Raw genomic sequence first — 18255 nt, forward strand, 5'->3', positions numbered from 1 at the left:
CGACAACGACGTCAAGGGCGCCGACGCCATCACCGGCGTCACCTGGAACATCACCGACGCCCAGCGCGCCGAGATCTCCCAGTACGGCACCCTCACACTCAACGCCAACGGCACCTGGCAGTTCACGCTCGACAACAGCAAGCCTGCGGTCCAGGCGCTCGGCGCCACCGACAAGCTGAACTTCACGCTGAACTACACCGTGGCCGATGCCGACGGTGACACCTCCAGCGCCAACCTCAGCTTCAGCATCCAGGGCACCGACGACGTGGCCGTGGTCACTAACGACGCTCAGTCCGTCACCGAAGATTTGAACGTCATCGCCGGAAAACTGGGGGTGAACGGCAGCGTCACGGTCAACGATCCCGATGCTGGCCAGTCGACCTTCAACACGAGCAGCCTCGCCTTCACCGGCAGCACGCACCCCGGCGGCCAGTTGGGCGCGATCACCATCAACGCCAACGGCACCTACTCGTACCAGGTCGACAACGCCGCGGTTCAGTTCTTGAAGGCTGGTCAGAGCATCGTCGAAACCTACACGGTCGCCTCTGCCGACGGTTCGGCCACCAGCACCATCACCATCACCATCAACGGCACGAACGACGTCCCGGTCATCAGTGGCGACACCAGCGGTTCCGTCATCGAAGACGCGGCAAATCCCAAGTTGACCGACAGCGGCCGTCTGATTGTCACCGATGCCGACGCTGGCCAATCAGGCATCAACACGAACGTCTCTCCAATCAAGGCGCCCGGCACGCTGGGCGAACTGACCATCGACGCGAACGGAAATTGGCACTATTCCGTGGATAACTCGGCGGTCCAGTATCTTCGGGCGGATCAGACGAAGGAAGAGCGATTCACCGTCAAGACCATCGACGGCACCGAGCGGGAGATCGTCGTTACCATCCAAGGTGTGAACGACGCTCCGCAGACCGAAGACGGCTCCGCGAACCTGGAGGCCAAGGACGGCCAGTACGAATTCTCGCTGAATGACTTCGCGTTCAATGACGGTGCCGAAGGCAACCACCTGCAGAGCATCATCATCACGCAGCCGCCCACCAGCGGCGCGCTGACCTATAACGGCCAGCCCGTAACTGCCGGTCAGGAAATCCCGAAGTCCGCCATCGAGCAAGGCCTGTTGAAGTACACCCCTGGCGCCGACAAGCAAGACGGCACCTTCCATTTCCAGGTGAAAGACAACGGGGGTACAGCCAATGGCGGCCAGGACACCTCCACCGAGCACAAGTTCGTCATCTCTGCCGATCATCTGGTCTCGGGCGAGAACACCGGCAGCGGCACGGGCACCAACCCGCCGCTGAACGGCGGTTCGGGCGATGACATCATCCTGGGCGACAAGGGCGGCACGGTCCCGACCGTGGAGCCGGGCAAGAGCTACAACATCGCCCTGATCGTGGATACCTCGGGCAGTATGAGCTACGGCCTGAACGGGGCCTCCGGCGTTTCCTACGAACAATCGCGCATGAAGCTGGTGAAGGACGCCCTGGTGGTCCTGGCCAACCAATTGGCCGGCCATGACGGCAAGATCAACGTCACGCTGATCGGATTTGCGACGAGCAGCGGCGTGAACATCAGCATCAACAATTTCTCGAAGGACTCCCTGCCCTCGCTGCTGAGTGCCATCGACGCCCTTACTGCCAACGGCGGCACGAACTACGAAGCCGCTTTCAATACTGCGGTGAACTGGTTCAACCAACAGAGCAGCAGCGGTAACACCGCCACCAATGGCTACGAGAACAAGACGTTCTTCCTGACGGACGGCGACCCCACCTACTACCAAACGACCAACTGGTTGGGCCAGACCGTCGTGGGCGGGACCGGCAACTCGACGGACGCGACGACCATCAGCGAGTCGCTGTCCGGCTACAAACCGTTGGCCAACATCAGCCAGGTCAATGCCATCGGCATCGGCCCGGGCGTGAACGCCGATATCCTGCGCGTGTTCGACAACACGGGCGGCGGCGGCACAGCATATGCACCGGTTGGCGACGGTTCGAACACCACGCTTGCCAACTTCAATTCGAGCTCTTCGTCGAGCACGAACTGGAACAACATGTCCAACTGGGCCACCACCGGCACGGGCAGCGGCAGCTCGGTATCACGCACCAACAACGCGCTACAGATCGTCGACACCACGGGCGGCACGCACACCACCGCGACCAGCCCGACGTTCACGATCAACGCGTACGGCAAAGTGACGTTCGACGTCACCACCAGCAACTACGCGACGGGCGACAAGTTCACGTGGACGCTGCAACGTTGGGACGGCAGCAAGTGGGTCAACATGGACAGCGGCAGCACCACTGCCGCTCTGTCCGGGAAAACGTCCGTGTCGTCGGCGGTGATGCCTTCTGGCTCCTATCGCCTGGTGTATGACCTGGATGACACAACCAACAACTCGCAGAACGCGACGGTCCAGATCGACAACATCGTGCAAACGAGCTGGTCGTCCAGCAATGTGGTGGCGGCCCCCGGCGGCCAAGTGGATATCGTTCTGAAGCCCGAGGACCTGACCGCGGCGCTGCAGGGTGGCAACATTACCAACGACCCGGCCGTGGTGGGCAACGACGTCATTAACGGCGGCGCCGGCAACGACATCATCTTTGGTGACACGATCAATACCGATCACCTCACCTGGGGCAATGTCGCCGCCGGTTCGCATGATGGCCAAGGCCTGAAGGCGCTGCAGGACTTCCTGGCTTACCAGAACGGCCATGCGGCGACCAGCACGGAGATCTACGACTACCTGAAGGCCAATCACGCGCAGTTCAACCTGCCGGACGATCCGCGCGGTGGCAACGACACCGTCCATGGTGGCACGGGCGATGACATCATCTACGGCCAGGGCGGCAACGACACCCTGTACGGCGATGACGGCAACGACATCCTGTATGGCGGTTCCGGCAATGACTATCTGCACGGTGGCGCCGGCAACGACGTGCTGGACGGCGGTTCGGGCAACGACACGCTGATCGGCGGCAAGGGCAACGACACGCTGTACGGTGGCGCTGGCAGCGACACGTTCAAGTGGGAGTTGAATGACCAGGGTTCGGTCGGCGCCCCCGCCGTCGACACGATCAAGGACTTCTCCAACGACACCATTGCCAACGGTGGCGACGTCCTGGATCTGAAGGATCTGCTGGTCGGCGAAAAGGACGGCACGCTGACGCAGTACCTGAACATCCACAAGGAAGGCAACAACACGGTCATCGACATCAACACCAAGGGCCAGATCGCCCAAGGCGCAGACCAGAAGATCGTGCTGGAGAACGTGGACCTGACGAACAATGGCCAGATGAACAATCAGGCCATCATCAATGACCTGCTGCAAAAGGGGAAATTGAACGTCGACCACAGCTAAACCGTAGTGCCCCAAGGGCAGGCCGGCAACGGCCTGCCCTTGGACAGCAGGCATTTTTGATGCAGGCACGCCTGCGAGAGTCGGAAAAATGTGAAAATCCGTTTCATGTCTTCGACTCACCGTTTCCGCGGCTCGCTGAACCTGTGCCGACTGGTTTTGCTGTGCCTGGCTTGCGTCTGGGGCGGCAGCTTCGCCCTGGAGGTCAGCTCCGACCGGCTGCAAAGCCTGGCGGCCAGCCGCTATGGCGCAAAGGGCGCGAAATCGGTGGGAACCTGGTTGCAGCTGCTGCGCAACCCACCGCCAGCCCAGGAACGGGACAAGCTGACGCTTGCGAATGACTTCTGGAACCGCGCGCTACTCTCGGGCGAAGACCAGACCATCTGGGGGCAAGCCGACTACTGGGCCACTCCGCTGGAATCGTTGGGCAAAGGCGCCGGCGACTGCGAAGACTATGTGATCGGCAAGTACTTCACCTTGCTGTCGATGGGTGTCCCCGCGAACAAGCTGCGCTTCATCTACGTCCGTGCGCGCATCGGCGGTCCCGCCAGCAGCAGCCAGGTCGCCCACATGGTGCTGGGCTACTACGAAACCCCGAATGCCGTCCCGCTGGTGCTGGACAGCCTGATTTCAACCATCCTTCCGGCGACGCAGCGTCGCGACCTGACGCCGGTCTTCAGCTTCAACGCCGACGGCGTCTACGTTGACGGCAAGCCCGCCGCGCCGGTTGACCGCCTCAGCCGCTGGCGTGATCTACTTCAACGCATGGAACGGGAAGGCATACGCCCCTGACCGCCGGAACCAAGACTATGTCCATACTTCGACAGCTACTGCTCAGCGTTACCCTTGCGATCGGCGTCATCCTGCTTGGCACCTTGGCACTCAGCGTCAACTCGGCGCGCGAATACCTGTCGGGCCAATTGCAGGTGCAGAGCACCGATGCCGCCGTATCGCTGGCGCTGTCCTTGTCGCAACCCGCCAACAATGACCCCGTCCTTCAGGAATTGCTGGTGTCGGCGCTGTACGACGGCGGCCATTTCTCGCTGGTGCGCCTGGCCGACCCGGAAGGCAAGGTGCTGATCGAACGCAAGTCGGACGCCACGCCGAAGTCGGTTCCCGCCTGGTTCCAGAAGCTGGCCCCGCTGGACACGCAGCCTGCCAGCCATGCCGTCAGCGACGGCTGGCGCCAGATCGGCGAAGTCACCCTGATCGCCAACGATGCCTATGCCTGGGAAGCCTTGTGGCGCAGCAGCCTGAGAATGATCGCGCTGGTCGTGGGCGCGGGCGTCTTGTGGGCCGTGTTCGCGTTTGTGCTGGTGGGCTGGATCAAGAACCGCCTGCTGCGCGAAATCAGCGACCACGTCCGCAGCATCGGCCAGGACACGCCACCCGAGCAGGTGGAAGCCCGCGTGCCAGAGCTGTCCGGCGTCGTGCAAGCCTTGAACCAGACCCGCGAACGCGTATATGCCAGCGTAGAAGAGCAGAACGCCAAGATCGAATCGCTGGAACTGGAGCTGAACCAGGATCCGGTCACCGGCCTGCCGAACCGAAAATACTTCGTCAACGAATTCCGGCGCGCGCTGGAAGCACCGGCCGTCGCCACGAGCCAGTCGGCATCGCGTTCCATCGCCGGCGGCCATGTGCTGGTATTCCGGCAGCGGGATCTGGCTGACCTGAACCGCCATATGCCCCGCGAATTCATCGACCAATGGCTGCGCGCCGCGTGCCAACGCATTCAGGGCACGCTCAAGAGCCTCAATGTCGCTACGCCGCTGCTGGCCCGGCTGAACGGTTCCGATTTTGCGCTGCTGCTGCCCGGCTGCGCGGCGCCGCAGGCAATGATGGTCGCCGAACAGTTGCGGGCGGACCTGCATGCGTCGCGCATCCCGGTCGGTGAAGGCCATCTGTGCCGCTGGGCGCAGGCCATGACCGACTACGGTTCGGGCAATCAGGCCGGCCCGGTGCTTGCGCGCCTGGACTTCGGTTTGATGCGGGCGGAAAGCGCCAACAACGATCAGGTCGTAATCGCGGGCGCGACCGACATGCAGTCGCCGTCAGAATCCGGCGAACGCGCCTGGAAGGACGCCATCCTGACTGCGCTGGAGAAGAACCAGTTCGAACTGGCGACCGAACCGCTGCTGGCCGCCGACGGCCGCAAGGTCCGCACGGAAGCTATGCTGATGCTGCGTACCGCGGCCGATCAAGTCGCCATTCCCGCCACCCTGTTCATTCCGCCCGCGGTGCGGTTGGACCTGGTGGCCGATTGCGATCTGGAGTCCGTGCGCCTGGGCCTGGAATGGCTGGTGGCCCACGAAGGCCAACTGGCCATCCGGGTCGCCCTGCCCTCGTTGCGGGGCCAGAAGTTCTTCCGCCAATTGGCGCTGCTGCTGACGGAACATCGTGGACTGGCGTCGCGCCTGTTCCTGGAAATCGATGCGCACGGTCTGGTGGAATGCCACGAGCAGATCGCCACGCTGGCGCGCGTGGCCTCGGAATTCGGCGCGCATATCGGCGTGCGCCGCCTGGCGCAGCAGTTCGGCGCCGTGGCTCAACTGCACACCCTGCCCTTGTCCTATGTGAAGCTGGGAGGCGGGTTCGTCGGAGGCATGTCGCAAAGCCCGGGCAGCCAGCAATTGACGGCTTCCGTGCTGGAAACCGCCCGCGCCCTGAATATCGCGGTCTATGCCGAAGACGTGCCCGATGCCGAAACGCGCCGCATCCTGTCCGAGCTGGGCATCAGCATCATGCGCGGGCCGGGCGTGAAGCCGGCGGCCAACGCAACCTGACCCCTGGGCCGGTTATTTCTTGGCTTGCTGATACAGCGGCAACACCTGCTGCGCGGCAGCCTGCAGGTCGCTGATACGCGATTCGGCCGAGGGGTGCGTGGACAGGATTTCCGGCGGCGCGTTGCCGCTGTCGGCCGCCCCCATCTTCTGCCACAGCGTCACTGCGGCACGCGGGTCATAGCCCGCCCGCGCCGCCAGTTCCACGCCCATGCGGTCCGCTTCGGTCTCGTGCGTGCGGCTATTGGGCAGCGTGAACATCACGCTTGTGAGTTGCCCGCCCAGATCTGACGCGGCGTTGGAACCGGTCGCGATCGACAGCACCTGCAATCCCAGGTTAGTGGCCATCTGCTGCGAAACGCGCTCGCGGGCGTGCTCACGCAGCGCGTGGGCAATTTCGTGGCCCAGCACGGCGGCCAGTTCGTCGTCGGTTGGCTTGATCTTGGAGAGCAGGCCCGTATAGACGGCGATCTTGCCGCCGGGCATGCACCAGGCGTTGATCTCGTCGCTGGACAGCACGTGCACTTCCCACTTCCAGCCGGAAGCGTCCGGGCGGAAGATTCCTGCCTGCGCAATCAGCCGCTGAGAAATGGCGCGCACCCGCGCCACCTGCTGCGCATCGCGGTCCAGCAGCCCTTTGGCTTGAGCCTGCTTGAGAATGTCGGTGTACTGCTGGCTGGCCTCTTGCTCGAGCGCTTGCGAAGGCACAAGGCTGGACATGTATTGCGTACGGTTGACGCCGATGGCGCCGGACTGTGTCGTGTTCATGCCGGTGCAGCCAACCAGCGCGGCCAGCGCAAGCGCCACAGCCGTGCCGTGCAACAGATGACGTTTACGGTTCATGTCGGTCTCCAACAGACGATGGCGGGAACGCTCGCGTGTCAGAGCGGATCGCCGCACTGGCCGCGATGGCGCAGCGCATGATCGATCAGCACCAGCGCAAGCATGGCTTCGGCGATGGGCGTGGCGCGGATGCCGACGCAAGGGTCATGGCGGCCCAAGGTCTGCACCATGACCGGCTCGTTCGCGCGATTGACCGAACGGCGCTCGACGCGGATGCTGGACGTGGGTTTGATCGCCAGGGACACGGTGATCGGCTGGCCCGTCGAAATGCCGCCCAGCACGCCACCGGCGTGGTTGGTCAGAAAACCGTCGGGTGTGATCTCGTCGCCGTGTTCGGAGCCGCGCTGCGCAATGCAGTCGAAGCCCGCGCCGATGGACACGCCCTTGACGGCGTTCAGGCCCATCATCACGTGCGCGATGTCGGCGTCCAGCCGGTCGTAGATGGGTTCGCCCCAACCGGCCGGCAGGTTTTCCGCCACGACTTCAATACGTGCGCCGACCGAATCGCCGTCGCGCCGCAACTGGTCCATATAGGCTTCCAGTTCCGGAACGACCTCGGCATTGGGCGCGTAGAACGGGTTGTTGGGAACTTCATCCCACGACAGAAACGGGATGGCTACTGGGCCCAGCTGGCTCATGTAGCCGCGCACTTTCACGCCGTACTGCTCGGCCAGCCACTTCTTGGCGATGGCGCCGGCCGCCACGGTGGGCGCCGTCAGGCGCGCGGACGAGCGGCCGCCGCCGCGCGGGTCCCGGACGCCGAACTTGCGCCAATAGGCGTAGTCGGCATGCCCCGGGCGGAAGGTGTCTGCGATGTTCGAATAGTCTTTGCTGCGCGCGTCGGTATTGCGGATCAGCAGGCCGATCGGCGTGCCCGTGGTGACGCCTTCATAAACGCCGGACAGGATCTCGACCTGATCGGCCTCCTGGCGTTGCGTGACGTGGCGCGAGGTGCCGGGACGGCGGCGGTCCAGTTCAAGCTGGATGTCGGACGCGTCCAGGCTGAGCCCCGGGGGACAGCCATCCACGACGCAACCGATGGCCGGCCCGTGGGATTCGCCGAAATTCGTGACGGTAAAGAGGGTACCTAGGGTATTGCCGGGCATAGGAAGTCAACAGGTCGGATTTGCGAGCAACCCCGATTATGACACCGCCGACGCCAAAGCCTGGATTTCCGAGGCCGGCGCAGGGCGGCCCAGCAGATAACCCTGCATTTCCCTGCAACCCAGGGACTTCAGGATTTCGCGTTGGCCTTCGGTTTCGACGCCTTCGGCCACAACGGGCAGGCGCATCGCCTGGCACAGTCCAAACAGCGCGGAGACGACTTCGCGGCTGCCGGCATCGGACTCCAGCGCCGAAATGAAACTGCGGTCGATCTTCACCCAATCGATGGGCAGGTGACGCAGGTGATTCAGGCTGGAATAGCCGCAACCGAAATCGTCCAGCGCCACGCCGATGCCTTTGGCGCGCAGCGTGTTCAGGATCTTGACGTGCCGCTCGTAGTGCAGGATGAAGATCGATTCCGTGATCTCCAGCACCAGCTTGCTGGGCGACAGCCGGGTGGCCGCCAGCACATCCGCCACCAGTTGAACCAGCCCATCCTCGTTCATCTGCTTGACCGACAGGTTCACATGCACCCGCCAGGCCGGGGGCCACAAGGCGGCTTGCGAGCAGGCCCGCTCCAGGATCCAGGCGCCTAGCGGAACAATCAGCCCGCTGCGTTCGGCCAATTCGATGGTGACTGCTGGCGACACGCTGCCCAACACGGGGTGATGCCAGCGCAACAAGGCCTCGCAGCCCTGCACGACACCGGTCCCACTGTCGCAAACGGGCTGGTAGAACAGTTCAAACTGGTCCATGGCGGGCGTGGTCAGCGCCAGACGCAAGTCGTTTTCCAGGCCCTGCTGGTCGCGGTGCCGCGCCAACAGCCGGAAGTCGAACAGATTCCAACCGGGGCCGCCCCGCTCTTTCAGCGGAACCATCGCCACCTGCACGCAGCGTTGCATTTCTTCCACAGTGCGCCCGTGGTCCGGGTACAACGCGGCCCCGACCCGGAAGACGGCTATCAGGGGACGCCCCCCCAATTCGTACGGAGCGCTCAGGTCTTCCAGCAGCTTGGCCGACACCTGCGCCGCCCCCACTTCGTCCACTTCAGGCACACAGAGGGTGAAGCTGTCGATGCCGGTACGCGCCACCATGCCGCCCAAGGTACGGGTGATCAGGCCCAGACGATTGGCCACCTGGACCAGCAGCGACTGGTCTTCGCCAGCACGCAGCATGGCGCTGATCTCGGCATATTGTTCGAAACTGACCAGGAAAAAAGCGCCCCGGCGTGCCGGCCCTTCCGTTTGGGCCAGCCAGGCGCGCGCGCGGCGATGCAGCTCCTGCTGGCTCAGGACGCCGGTCAATTCGTCGCGCGTCAGCCGTCCACGCAATGCACGTTCCCTGCGGACGAAAAACACACTTATCGCCGCAAGTGCGCCCGCGAGCGTCAGGCACAGTGCGAGCAGGTAACTCTCACGCACGGAGCCCCCTATCTAGAAACCCCTGGCGTTGCGGTCCGAGAAAGAACCCAAGGGCTGTAACATTTTTTAAATTATGCATTATTTTCGCAAAAAAACGCCACACTTCAGAGGCAACGCGCCTCTTTTCCTTGAAATCCTAAGGCTCTCTGATTGCTCGTGGATGGTCATAACGGTCCCTGGATAGCGTTCGCTGGCCGATCCATAGATCCATGCCCTACCCTTACTACGACAGCCAAAGCCCAAAAATTAATACGCCCTGTCTCAATAGTTCTCAAGCGGGCAATTATCACGCTCGAAATAATTGCACAGGTTGTCTGATGTCGTAGCGTATTTCGTAATATTCTGTACGTTCTGTGACATGCCGAATTACAGTGTAAGCGGCGCCACTGAGGTATTAGTAACGTGTGTCACGTTTCTTATCCAGGTTTTTTCCCGTCGGGCACGTTCGCTGCCCGATGTCCCCTTTCATCGGCCGCCCGGCAACCCTCCTCGCGAGGTGGCCTGCCGTCCAAAAAGGGAACCCCAAACACATGTCGACATTTCGCCGATTACTTTTTTGCACAGCCCTCCTGATCGGCTTCATCCTGCTAGGCGCACAGGCGCTGGGGATGCTTGCCGCCCACCGCTATCTGAATGCGCAACTCGCGCAGCAAAGCGAAGGCGGCGCCAGTGCCTTGGCATGGGCACTCTCGCATGCCACGGCCAACCCCGTCGAACGGACGGCATTGGCTGACGAGCTCTTCGAACAGGGCTTGTATGCGTTGGTCCGCATCGCGGATGATCGAGGTGCCGTCCTCGCCGAGCAGCAAAAGCGCCCAGGCACCGCGGCCCGGGATGGGGACTGGCGCAACGCGTGGTTGAGCGTGCAGGCACCTGCAGTGTCGCGTCCCTTCACCTCGGCCGATGGCAGCGTCCGGGGCACCGTCACCGTGCAGGCGGATACGCGGCTGGCGCGCGACACACTGTGGCAAGGCGGCGTACGGATCTTGGGGCTGGTGCTGGTGGCGGGTGTGTTCTGGGCGCTATTTGCCTTGAACCTGGTCCGGTGGATCGAAGTCCGGACCTCGCGCGACATCTGCGAACGCGTGCGCACCCTTGACCCTGGCAACAGCACCGCACTCACGGGATCGTGTGAACTGGCCGGGGTAGACCAGGCCCTGGTCGACGCGCAACGCCGAGTGGCCGCCACAGTCGAAGAACAGAACGCGAAGATCGAATCCCTGCAAAGCGAAATCTACCGCGATCCCGTCACGCGCCTGCACAACCGCAAATACTTCGTCGACCAGTTCCGGCTGGCGTTGGCAGACAAGACCCCGGATGCCGGCGGCCACATCCTGATGTTCCGCCAACGCGATCTGGCCCAGATCAACCGGCACTTGTCGCGCGCCTTCACGGACCAATGGTTGCGTTCGTCGTCAGACCGTTTGCGTAAGCTGGTGGCGGAATTCGGCGGGCAGTCTACGCAGATCGCGCGCATCAGCGGTTCGGACTTCGCGCTGTTGATGCCGCGCACGTCCGCGCCGCAAGCCAGCCTGCTGGCCGAACGGGTCCGCCGCGAGCTGCGTGCGCTGCGCGTGCCGATGGACAAGTTCGGCTGGTGCCGCTGGGCCCTGGCCATGGCCGCTTTCGCCCCCGGCGACAACATGAGCGATACGCTGGCCCGCCTGGACCACGCCCTGATGTGCGCCGAAAGCGCCGACGACGACCAGATCACGCCGGCCAGCCAGGCCGCTGACAGCACGCGCATCGGCGAATACAGCTGGCACGACGCCCTGGCCACCGCCCTCGAGCAACATCGTTTTTCACTGACGATCCAGCCGCTGCACGCCCTATCCGGCGCGCTGCTGCACCACGAAGCCAGCCTGACGCTGCACGACACGACGGGCGGAGATCCCGTGCCGGCCTCGATCTTCATGCCGCCCGCCGTCCGGCTGGGCCTATCGGCGGAATGCGACATCCAGGCCATCCGCCTGGGCCTGGACTGGCTGTTCACCCACGCCGGCGCACTGACCGTTCCGGTGTCGCTGGCTTCGCTCGCGCAAACGTCCTTCCTGTCCAGATTGGACAGAATGCTTGCCGACCGCCCTGCCCTGACGACACGCCTGATCATCGAAGTCGACGCCGCAGGCCTGGTCGAACAAGGCGGCGATTTGCGCCAGCTGTGCGACATCGTCACCGCGGCCGGCGCCCGTACAGGCATCGCGCGGCTGTCGCAACAGTTCGGCGCCATGGAACGCCTGCACGAGTATCCGGTGTCTTACTTGAAGCTATGCGGCAGTTTCATTACCGGCCTGCTGCAAAGTCCGGGCAGCCAGCACCTGGCTGCCACCGTGGTGGCCACCGCCACGACGCTGGACATGGCCGTCTACGCTGAAGACGTTCCTGATTCGGCCACCCAGAGCATTCTTGAAAGCCTCGGTGTCCGCGCGATACGCGGGGCTGTCGTAAACTTCTCGCAAACGCGCGACCTCGCGCCGGATCACCAATGGGTTCCTAGTTGACGGAAGGATTGTTTCTTCGCACCCGCTGGCGTTTTCGCCATCAGCGTGCGCGACATGCGAATGCCGGACCGCGGGCAGCGTTATCGCGGTTTGAAGCGCTGCTATGCGCCCTGTCTTGCGGCCTGCTCTGGCCGGGTGCCGTTCTGGGCTATGGCCTCACCGGCTCTTACGAGGACATCCAGCTTGGCCTGACGGCCGGCGTCGCCATCGCTGGCAGCCTGGCATGCGCCCTCGCGTGGGGATACACCCGCGCATCCATTTATGGCGCCGGCCTGGCCTTCATGCTGATCGAAGGCCTCTTCCGGTCATTGCCCGACCTGCTACCGCCTGGCGCATTGCAAGCCGGATCCTTTGCGGCCCTGTTGGCCTTGACCGCCCCATTGCTGTCGGGCCTGCCTTACGCCTCGAGACTGGCGGCGGCCTGCCGCGGCCTGGGCATCGCGCTGGCGGCCGTGGCGGCTTTGGCGCTGATCTTCGTCTATGAAACCGACAATGGCTCGATTCCAGCCGTGATCGCCGGCCTGTGTGCGGTGCTGAGCATCCCGCTGGCCATCTGGTTCGCGGCGCGTGCCGTGCTGCAGAAGCGCGGTCGCGGCGTGGCACTGGCATTGGCGGGAGCTTATGCGGCGTCGGCATGGATGCTGGGACACGATGCCTGGCAATCCAACGGTGCCGATACGGCAGGCACGCCCATCGAAATGGCGCGCCTGCTGCTGGTGGGTGGCGCCCTGCTGGGCTTGGCGCTAGCCCGCCAATCCCCGCTGCGCGCTCCCACAGGCCGCCCCGGACATGACCCGGCTGACGTGGAGCATGTGGCCCAAGGCGAACTACGGCTGGCTGAACTGGCTGGCGCTCTGGACACGCAACGCCAGATGAACGCGCTGATTTCCCACGAACTTCGCGCGCCGCTGGCCACCATCAGCGCGGCCGCCCAATCGCTGGACATGATCCTGTCCGACAGCGGCGAGGCCGTCGACAACCGGCTGGCCCGCATTCACCGCTCGGTATCCCGGATGACCGAGCTGATGGATCAATTGCTGAATCAGGATCGCCTGGGCGAGCAGGCCTGGACACCACGCGGCGAACAGACGGATCTGGCCGAGCTGGCTCGCGATGTCGTGACGGCGATGCAGCCGGATACCGCGCATGCTTTGATGATTCAGGCCAGCGGCAACCTGCCTGTGTATTGTGATCGCCCGCTGACCAGCGTGGTGGTACGCAATCTGATCCACAACGCCATCAAGTATTCGCCCGCCAATGAAGCGGTCAGGATCGAAACAGGCCAGACCTGTGCCGACGGCGTGCAGATGGCGTGGTTGGCGGTCATTGACCGCGGCCCGGGGATCGGGGAAGAGGAACAGGCTCGGATCTTCGAGCCCCATTTCCGACGCTCCGCGCACCGCGAAACCCAGGGCATGGGCATCGGCTTGTATCTGGCGCGCCGCATCTGCCAGAACCAGAGCGGTTCGCTGACCATGCACAGCAAGGTCGGCGTGGGCACCCGTTTCATCATCACCCTGCCGGCCCAGGCCCCTGAGACCCAAGCCCGGGCAAGTTAGCCGGGCATGCGGGAACGCCGGGGAACGTCAGGCAACGCCGGCGGATCAGGCGGCGAAAACGTAACCCTGGCCACGCACCGACAGCACCGGCAGCTTCAGGCCGGCGCTTTGCGCTTTGGCGCGCAGACGGCTCACCAGCACGTCAATGCGACGCAGTTCGAAACCGCCCGGGCTGTCCGGCAGGAAGAGTTCGGCCAACACCTGGCGGCTGACCGCGCTGCCCGCCGCATCCATCAAGGCCACCAGAAAGGTCCGTTCCTGGGCGCTCAGGTGCAAGGAAGCGCCATCGGGCGCCACCAGGATCCAGCCGCCGTCCTGCAAGGACCAGGTGCTGTCCGCCGACGCACGCGTTTCCGCGTCCGCCGGACGGGGCGCCTTGGCCAGGCGCATGCGCCGAGCCAAGCTGCGGATGACGGAGCTGAGCTCCAGCAAGTCCACTGGCTTGGTCATGTAGACGTCCGCGCCGCCTTCCAGGCCACGCACGCGGTCTTCCAGAGCGCTGCGCCCGGTCAGCATGACGATGCCCACCGGACTCAATGCCCGCAAGCGGGTCGCCACGGAAAAACCGTCCTCACCGGGTAGGTGCGCATCCAGGATAACGATGTCGCACGGCTGCTCCTGCAGGCGGCGATAAAACGCCGCAGCATTGTCACAAGCAAACGCCACCCGAAAACCATAGCCGCCCAGGCCTAATGCCAACTCCTCCCGGAAGTCGGCATCATCCTCAAGCAGACCGATACATAGCAAACCATCTGCGCCAGGCATATTCAGAGTGCTTTATATTGAAAATTGTCGACAAATGCCCCAAGGATGCAGTCAGCCATCCCGAGTGTCCCGCAGGCGACAATCTTACGAGATTTACAATGGAAACGAATGATTGCAGTGAAAAAAAGCGCGATATTTCACTCTCTTTCACCCATTTTTCACGTAAATCACAAGATCTTGGTAGGCGTTTTGTTGCGATTACCGCCGAAACGCGTCAAGAAGAGCAACTGACTTCAAGGCTGCCCGCCCAATCCGGCGGCAGTCCAGCATAGCGCTCATACCCTGCCTGAGCTACGAACGGCGCGCGCAGCAGCTTCATCAACGTGTCTATTTCGCTCACATCGCCGGTCTTTGCCGCCCGGATCGCCTCTTCTGCCAGATGGTTGCGCAAGACGTAGAGCGGATTGACGCGATTCATAGCCTCGGCCGTTTCTTCAGCGGGCCGGCCGGCTTCCGCATGTCGGGCCAGCAGGCGGTCTAGCCAGGCGGAGGCCGCCTGACGGTCAATGAACAGATCCTGGAACGCGGCACGCTCGCCCAGTACGGCGTCGGCCAGCCGTCGCCAGGACAAGGTGAAATCGGCCTGATTGGCGTCCATCAGCTTGAGCAGGTCGTCCAACAGCGCCTCATCGGCGGGCCGCCAAGCGGTCAAGCCCAGCTTGGCGCCCATGCGGTCGTGGAAGGCCCGGGTGAAAACCGCCTCGTACTCGTCCAGCACGGCGCGCAGGCCTTCGACATCCTGCACCAGCGCATGCAGGCTGCCGCCCAGCCGGTACAGGTTCCACAGCGCCACCGACGGTTGCCGGTTCCAGGAATAGCGCCCTTCGGAATCCGAATGATTGCAGACGTGCCCCAGACGGAAGCCGTCCATGAATCCGTAGGGGCCGTAATCCAGCGTCAGCCCCAAGATGGACATGTTGTCCGTGTTCATCACGCCATGGCAGAAGCCCACGGCCTGCCAGTCCGCCATCAACAGCGCCGTCCGGCGTGTGACCGCGCGCAGCAGATTGATGTAGGGCGCGGTTTCGCTCAGGGGCTCGCCTGTGGGCGATTCACGGCATTCAGGGTAGAAGCGATCAATGACGTAGTCCGCCAGTGTTTTCAGCTGCTCGGGCTGGCGGCGCGACGACCAATGTTCAAAAGAACCGAACCGCACGAAACTGGGCGACATCCGCGTCACGATGGCGGCGGTTTCCACGGTTTCCCGCATGACCGGGTCATCGGACCCCACCAGCGCCAGCGCGCGCGTGGTGGGGATTCCCAACCCGTGCATGGCTTCGCTGGCCAAGTATTCCCGCACCGACGAACGCAGCACGGCCCGCCCGTCGCCCATGCGCGAGTACGGGGTCATGCCAGCGCCCTTCAATTGCAGTTCCCAACCGCCGTCAGGCCCTTCGACTTCGCCCAGCAAGTGGGCACGCCCATCACCCAACTGGCCGGCCCATACGCCGAACTGGTGCCCGCTGTAGACGGCCGCCAGCGTATCCCCGCCGGGCAAGGGCTGCGAGCCAGAGAACACAGCAAGGAATTCCGGCGTGGACAACACTGCGGGATCCAGCCCGATCAGCGCGGCCGCCTCGGCATTGGCGTGGAGCAGGCGCGGATGGTTCAGCCCCTGCGGCGTCAGCCGGGTGTAGAACGCTTCGGGCAATGCCGCAAATGAATTGACGGCATGCAGTTCGGACAGGGAATGAGAAGTCATGCGCGTTGGCTCCTGGCGGCCCGCTTGGCGGGACGCACATAGAAAATGGCGCTAAGGAAGAAAGTGGCCGACAGGACGATCTCGCCCCACGCCATCAGCACGGAGAGCGGAGCCGGGTCCGACATGGCGCGCACTGTGCCTTCCATCAGATACAGCAGCGACAGCATCGATGCCCACTGATAGGTATAGAGGTTTCCGCGCAGGATGCCGCGCAATGGAAACGCGAGGGGCAGCGCTTTCAGCAGCATCCAGGAACCGCCCGGCCGCACCGGCGCCACCACGGTTTCCCAGGTGACGCACAAGACGATCAGGGCGAACAGTGAAACCGAGGCCAGCAGGCGCAAACGGGGGTTGAGTTCAGGGTTCATGCTGCTATTATCGCCTGATGAATCGCCCCGCCGAGCCTGTCGCCGCTACGCCGGCGGCCACCGAGCCCTCGACTTCGCGCTCTTCATGGGCCGCGAGGGCCGGACGCGTCTTCCGGTTCACGGTGCAGCGCGCCAACGAAGAAAAGCTGCTTCAGGTCGCCTCCAGCCTCACCTTCACCACGGTCCTGGCCATTGTGCCCATGCTGGCCGTGGTGCTGTCTTTGTTTACCGCGTTTCCGGTATTCCAGGAATTCCGCGTCGCCCTTGAAGACTTCCTGACCAACAGCCTGATGCCGCCGTCCGTCTCGGACAACATCATGGAATACCTGAACCAGTTCGCGCGCCAGGCCTCTCGCCTGACCGCCATTGGCGGCGCGTTCCTGCTGGTGACCTCCCTGCTGCTGATCATGACGATCGACCAGGCCTTCAATGACATCTGGCATGTGTCGCGCCAGCGCCCCCTGCCGCAGCGCGCGCTGGTGTACTGGGCCATCATCACGCTGGGGCCCGTCTTGGCGGGCGCCAGCCTGTGGGCCACCTCTTTCGTGGCACGGGAATCGCTGGGACTGGTGGCGGACGTGCCCGAAGCCATCAGTGTCGCCATTTCATTCATCCCCCTGATCCTGACCGCACTGGGTTTTGCCGCGCTGTTCGTCGTGGTGCCCAACCGCGAAGTGCTGTGGCGCGATGCACTGGTGGGCGGATGTGTAACGGCCATCGTCCTGGAAATCATGAAATCCGGGTTTGCGTATTACCTGACGCGATTTCCCACTTACACCATCATCTATGGGGCGTTTGCCACCCTGCCGATCTTCCTGCTGTGGATCTACCTGTCATGGCTGGCGGTGCTGCTGGGCGCCACGCTGGCCTCCAGCGCGCCGCTGATCCGGCTGGGCCGCTGGGAGATCAACCGCTACGCAGGCGCGCAATTCGTCGACGCCCTGGACGCGCTGCGCGCCCTGCGCCGCGTGCAGTCAGCCAATCCGCCCGGCTTGCCCGCCAATGAACTGGCCTCGCAATTGCACCTGCATCAGGACGAATTGAACGATGTCCTGGAAACGCTGAACACCATGGGCCTGGCCACGCGCAGCCCCGAAGACAACTGGGTCCTGACCTGCGACGCGCGCGAAACCTCGTTGGCGCCGGTCGTCGACAATTTCCTGCTGGACCGCAATCAGTCCCGCGTCCGCAACGACCCCGAGATATTGCGAGTCGCTTCGGCCGTAATTTCCCAGCAAAATACGCCTACGCTGGAAGAACTGTGCGGAGAAGCGCAGAATACCGAAAATGGAATCGCTCCAATATTGCAATTGGAAGCGAACAAGAAATAGCAAATGCATTCGGGCGTAGTCCGCCCAGGAGGAACCGATGTTGAAGGTCAGCGAGATTTTGCGCGTCAAGGGCGATACGCTCTATACGGCGTCGCCCGACATGCCTGTGTCCCAGGCTGTGCAAACCATGAGCGAGCAGGACATAGGCTCGCTGGTGATCATGGAATTCGGCACCCTGACCGGCATGCTCACGTTCCGCGAAATCATCCGGCACATGCACGCCCATGGCGCAGCCGGCGAGACGACCATCCGTTCGATCATGGATGACGCGCCGGTCAGCGTATCGCCCAACACCAGCGCCGACGAAGTGCAGCGCCTGATGCTGGAAAAACACGCGCGCTACATTCCGGTCATGGACGGCCCGACCCTGATGGGCGTGATTTCGTTCTACGACATGGCGCAAGCCATCGTGGCGGCCCAGCAGTTTGAAAACAACATGCTCAAGGCCTACATCCGCGATTGGCCCACGGAAAGCGCCGAACCGGCCAAGACCTGACCGCGTTCC

The 18255-nt window shown here is 63.5% G+C and carries 13 protein-coding genes; 7 read left to right on the forward strand and 6 right to left on the reverse strand.

The features are described 5' to 3' along the window. The 3 genes from AC27VE_RS09505 to AC27VE_RS09515 form a co-directional block, all read left to right on the forward strand. Positions 1-3376: VCBS domain-containing protein (locus tag AC27VE_RS09505; RefSeq protein ID WP_488703693.1), on the forward strand; the 3376-nt coding region annotated here is incomplete at its 5' end. A gap of 105 nt (positions 3377-3481) precedes the next feature. After that, complete coding sequence (locus AC27VE_RS09510) at positions 3482-4165, forward strand: transglutaminase-like cysteine peptidase (RefSeq protein WP_488703694.1); 684 nt, start codon at positions 3482-3484, stop codon at positions 4163-4165. Positions 4166-4182: 17 nt separating this feature from the next. Next, the gene (locus AC27VE_RS09515) at positions 4183-6159 is read left to right on the forward strand and encodes a bifunctional diguanylate cyclase/phosphodiesterase (protein WP_488703695.1); all 1977 of its coding nucleotides are present in this window, start codon (positions 4183-4185) and stop codon (positions 6157-6159) included. A gap of 12 nt (positions 6160-6171) precedes the next feature. On the opposite strand, the gene AC27VE_RS09520 is transcribed toward AC27VE_RS09515, so the two are convergent. From AC27VE_RS09520 to AC27VE_RS09530, 3 genes are read right to left on the reverse strand one after another with little or no spacing between them, the layout of a single operon-like run. Continuing rightward, entirely contained in the window at positions 6172-6999 is an 828-nt protein-coding gene (locus AC27VE_RS09520; protein ID WP_488703696.1) for a M48 family metallopeptidase, read from the reverse strand. A 38-nt stretch (positions 7000-7037) separates the two neighbouring features. After that, positions 7038-8105, reverse strand: coding sequence for a chorismate synthase (gene aroC, locus AC27VE_RS09525; RefSeq protein ID WP_088591654.1), 1068 nt, complete (start codon positions 8103-8105; stop codon positions 7038-7040). Positions 8106-8141: 36 nt separating this feature from the next. Then, positions 8142-9524: a putative bifunctional diguanylate cyclase/phosphodiesterase gene (locus AC27VE_RS09530; protein ID WP_427960326.1), complete on the reverse strand. Its 1383-nt coding sequence runs from the start codon at positions 9522-9524 to the stop codon at positions 8142-8144. Between the two features lie 608 nt (positions 9525-10132). Between AC27VE_RS09530 and AC27VE_RS09535 the strand changes: the two genes are divergently transcribed. Both AC27VE_RS09535 and AC27VE_RS09540 read left to right on the forward strand, forming a co-directional pair. Further along, positions 10133-12025: an EAL domain-containing protein gene (locus tag AC27VE_RS09535; RefSeq protein ID WP_488703697.1), complete on the forward strand. Its 1893-nt coding sequence runs from the start codon at positions 10133-10135 to the stop codon at positions 12023-12025. Between the two features lie 8 nt (positions 12026-12033). Continuing rightward, positions 12034-13584: a sensor histidine kinase gene (locus AC27VE_RS09540; RefSeq protein ID WP_488703698.1), complete on the forward strand. Its 1551-nt coding sequence runs from the start codon at positions 12034-12036 to the stop codon at positions 13582-13584. 45 nt (positions 13585-13629) lie between these two features. On the opposite strand, the gene AC27VE_RS09545 is transcribed toward AC27VE_RS09540, so the two are convergent. The 3 genes from AC27VE_RS09545 to AC27VE_RS09555 all read right to left on the reverse strand — a co-directional run bounded on the left by AC27VE_RS09545 (position 13630) and on the right by AC27VE_RS09555 (position 16419). Further along, a complete protein-coding gene (locus AC27VE_RS09545; protein WP_035212861.1) occupies positions 13630-14349 on the reverse strand; it encodes a response regulator transcription factor in 720 nt (239 codons plus the stop codon). 214 nt (positions 14350-14563) lie between these two features. Then, positions 14564-16051 carry a protein adenylyltransferase SelO gene (locus AC27VE_RS09550; RefSeq protein WP_488703699.1) on the reverse strand — a complete coding sequence of 496 codons (1488 nt, stop codon included), beginning with the start codon at positions 16049-16051 and terminating at the stop codon, positions 14564-14566. Beyond that, a complete protein-coding gene (locus AC27VE_RS09555; RefSeq protein WP_006223948.1) occupies positions 16048-16419 on the reverse strand; it encodes a DUF2069 domain-containing protein in 372 nt (123 codons plus the stop codon). The genes AC27VE_RS09550 and AC27VE_RS09555 overlap by 4 nt, the downstream gene beginning before the upstream one ends. A gap of 17 nt (positions 16420-16436) precedes the next feature. Between AC27VE_RS09555 and AC27VE_RS09560 the strand changes: the two genes are divergently transcribed. Beyond that, a complete protein-coding gene (locus AC27VE_RS09560) occupies positions 16437-17750 on the forward strand; it encodes a YihY family inner membrane protein (RefSeq protein ID WP_488703700.1) in 1314 nt (437 codons plus the stop codon). A 37-nt stretch (positions 17751-17787) separates the two neighbouring features. After that, positions 17788-18246: a CBS domain-containing protein gene (locus AC27VE_RS09565; RefSeq protein ID WP_488703701.1), complete on the forward strand. Its 459-nt coding sequence runs from the start codon at positions 17788-17790 to the stop codon at positions 18244-18246. The last annotated feature ends 9 nt before the right edge of the window (positions 18247-18255 follow it).

The sequence above is a fragment of the Achromobacter sp. 18P8.1.1 genome (genome assembly GCF_057799415.1).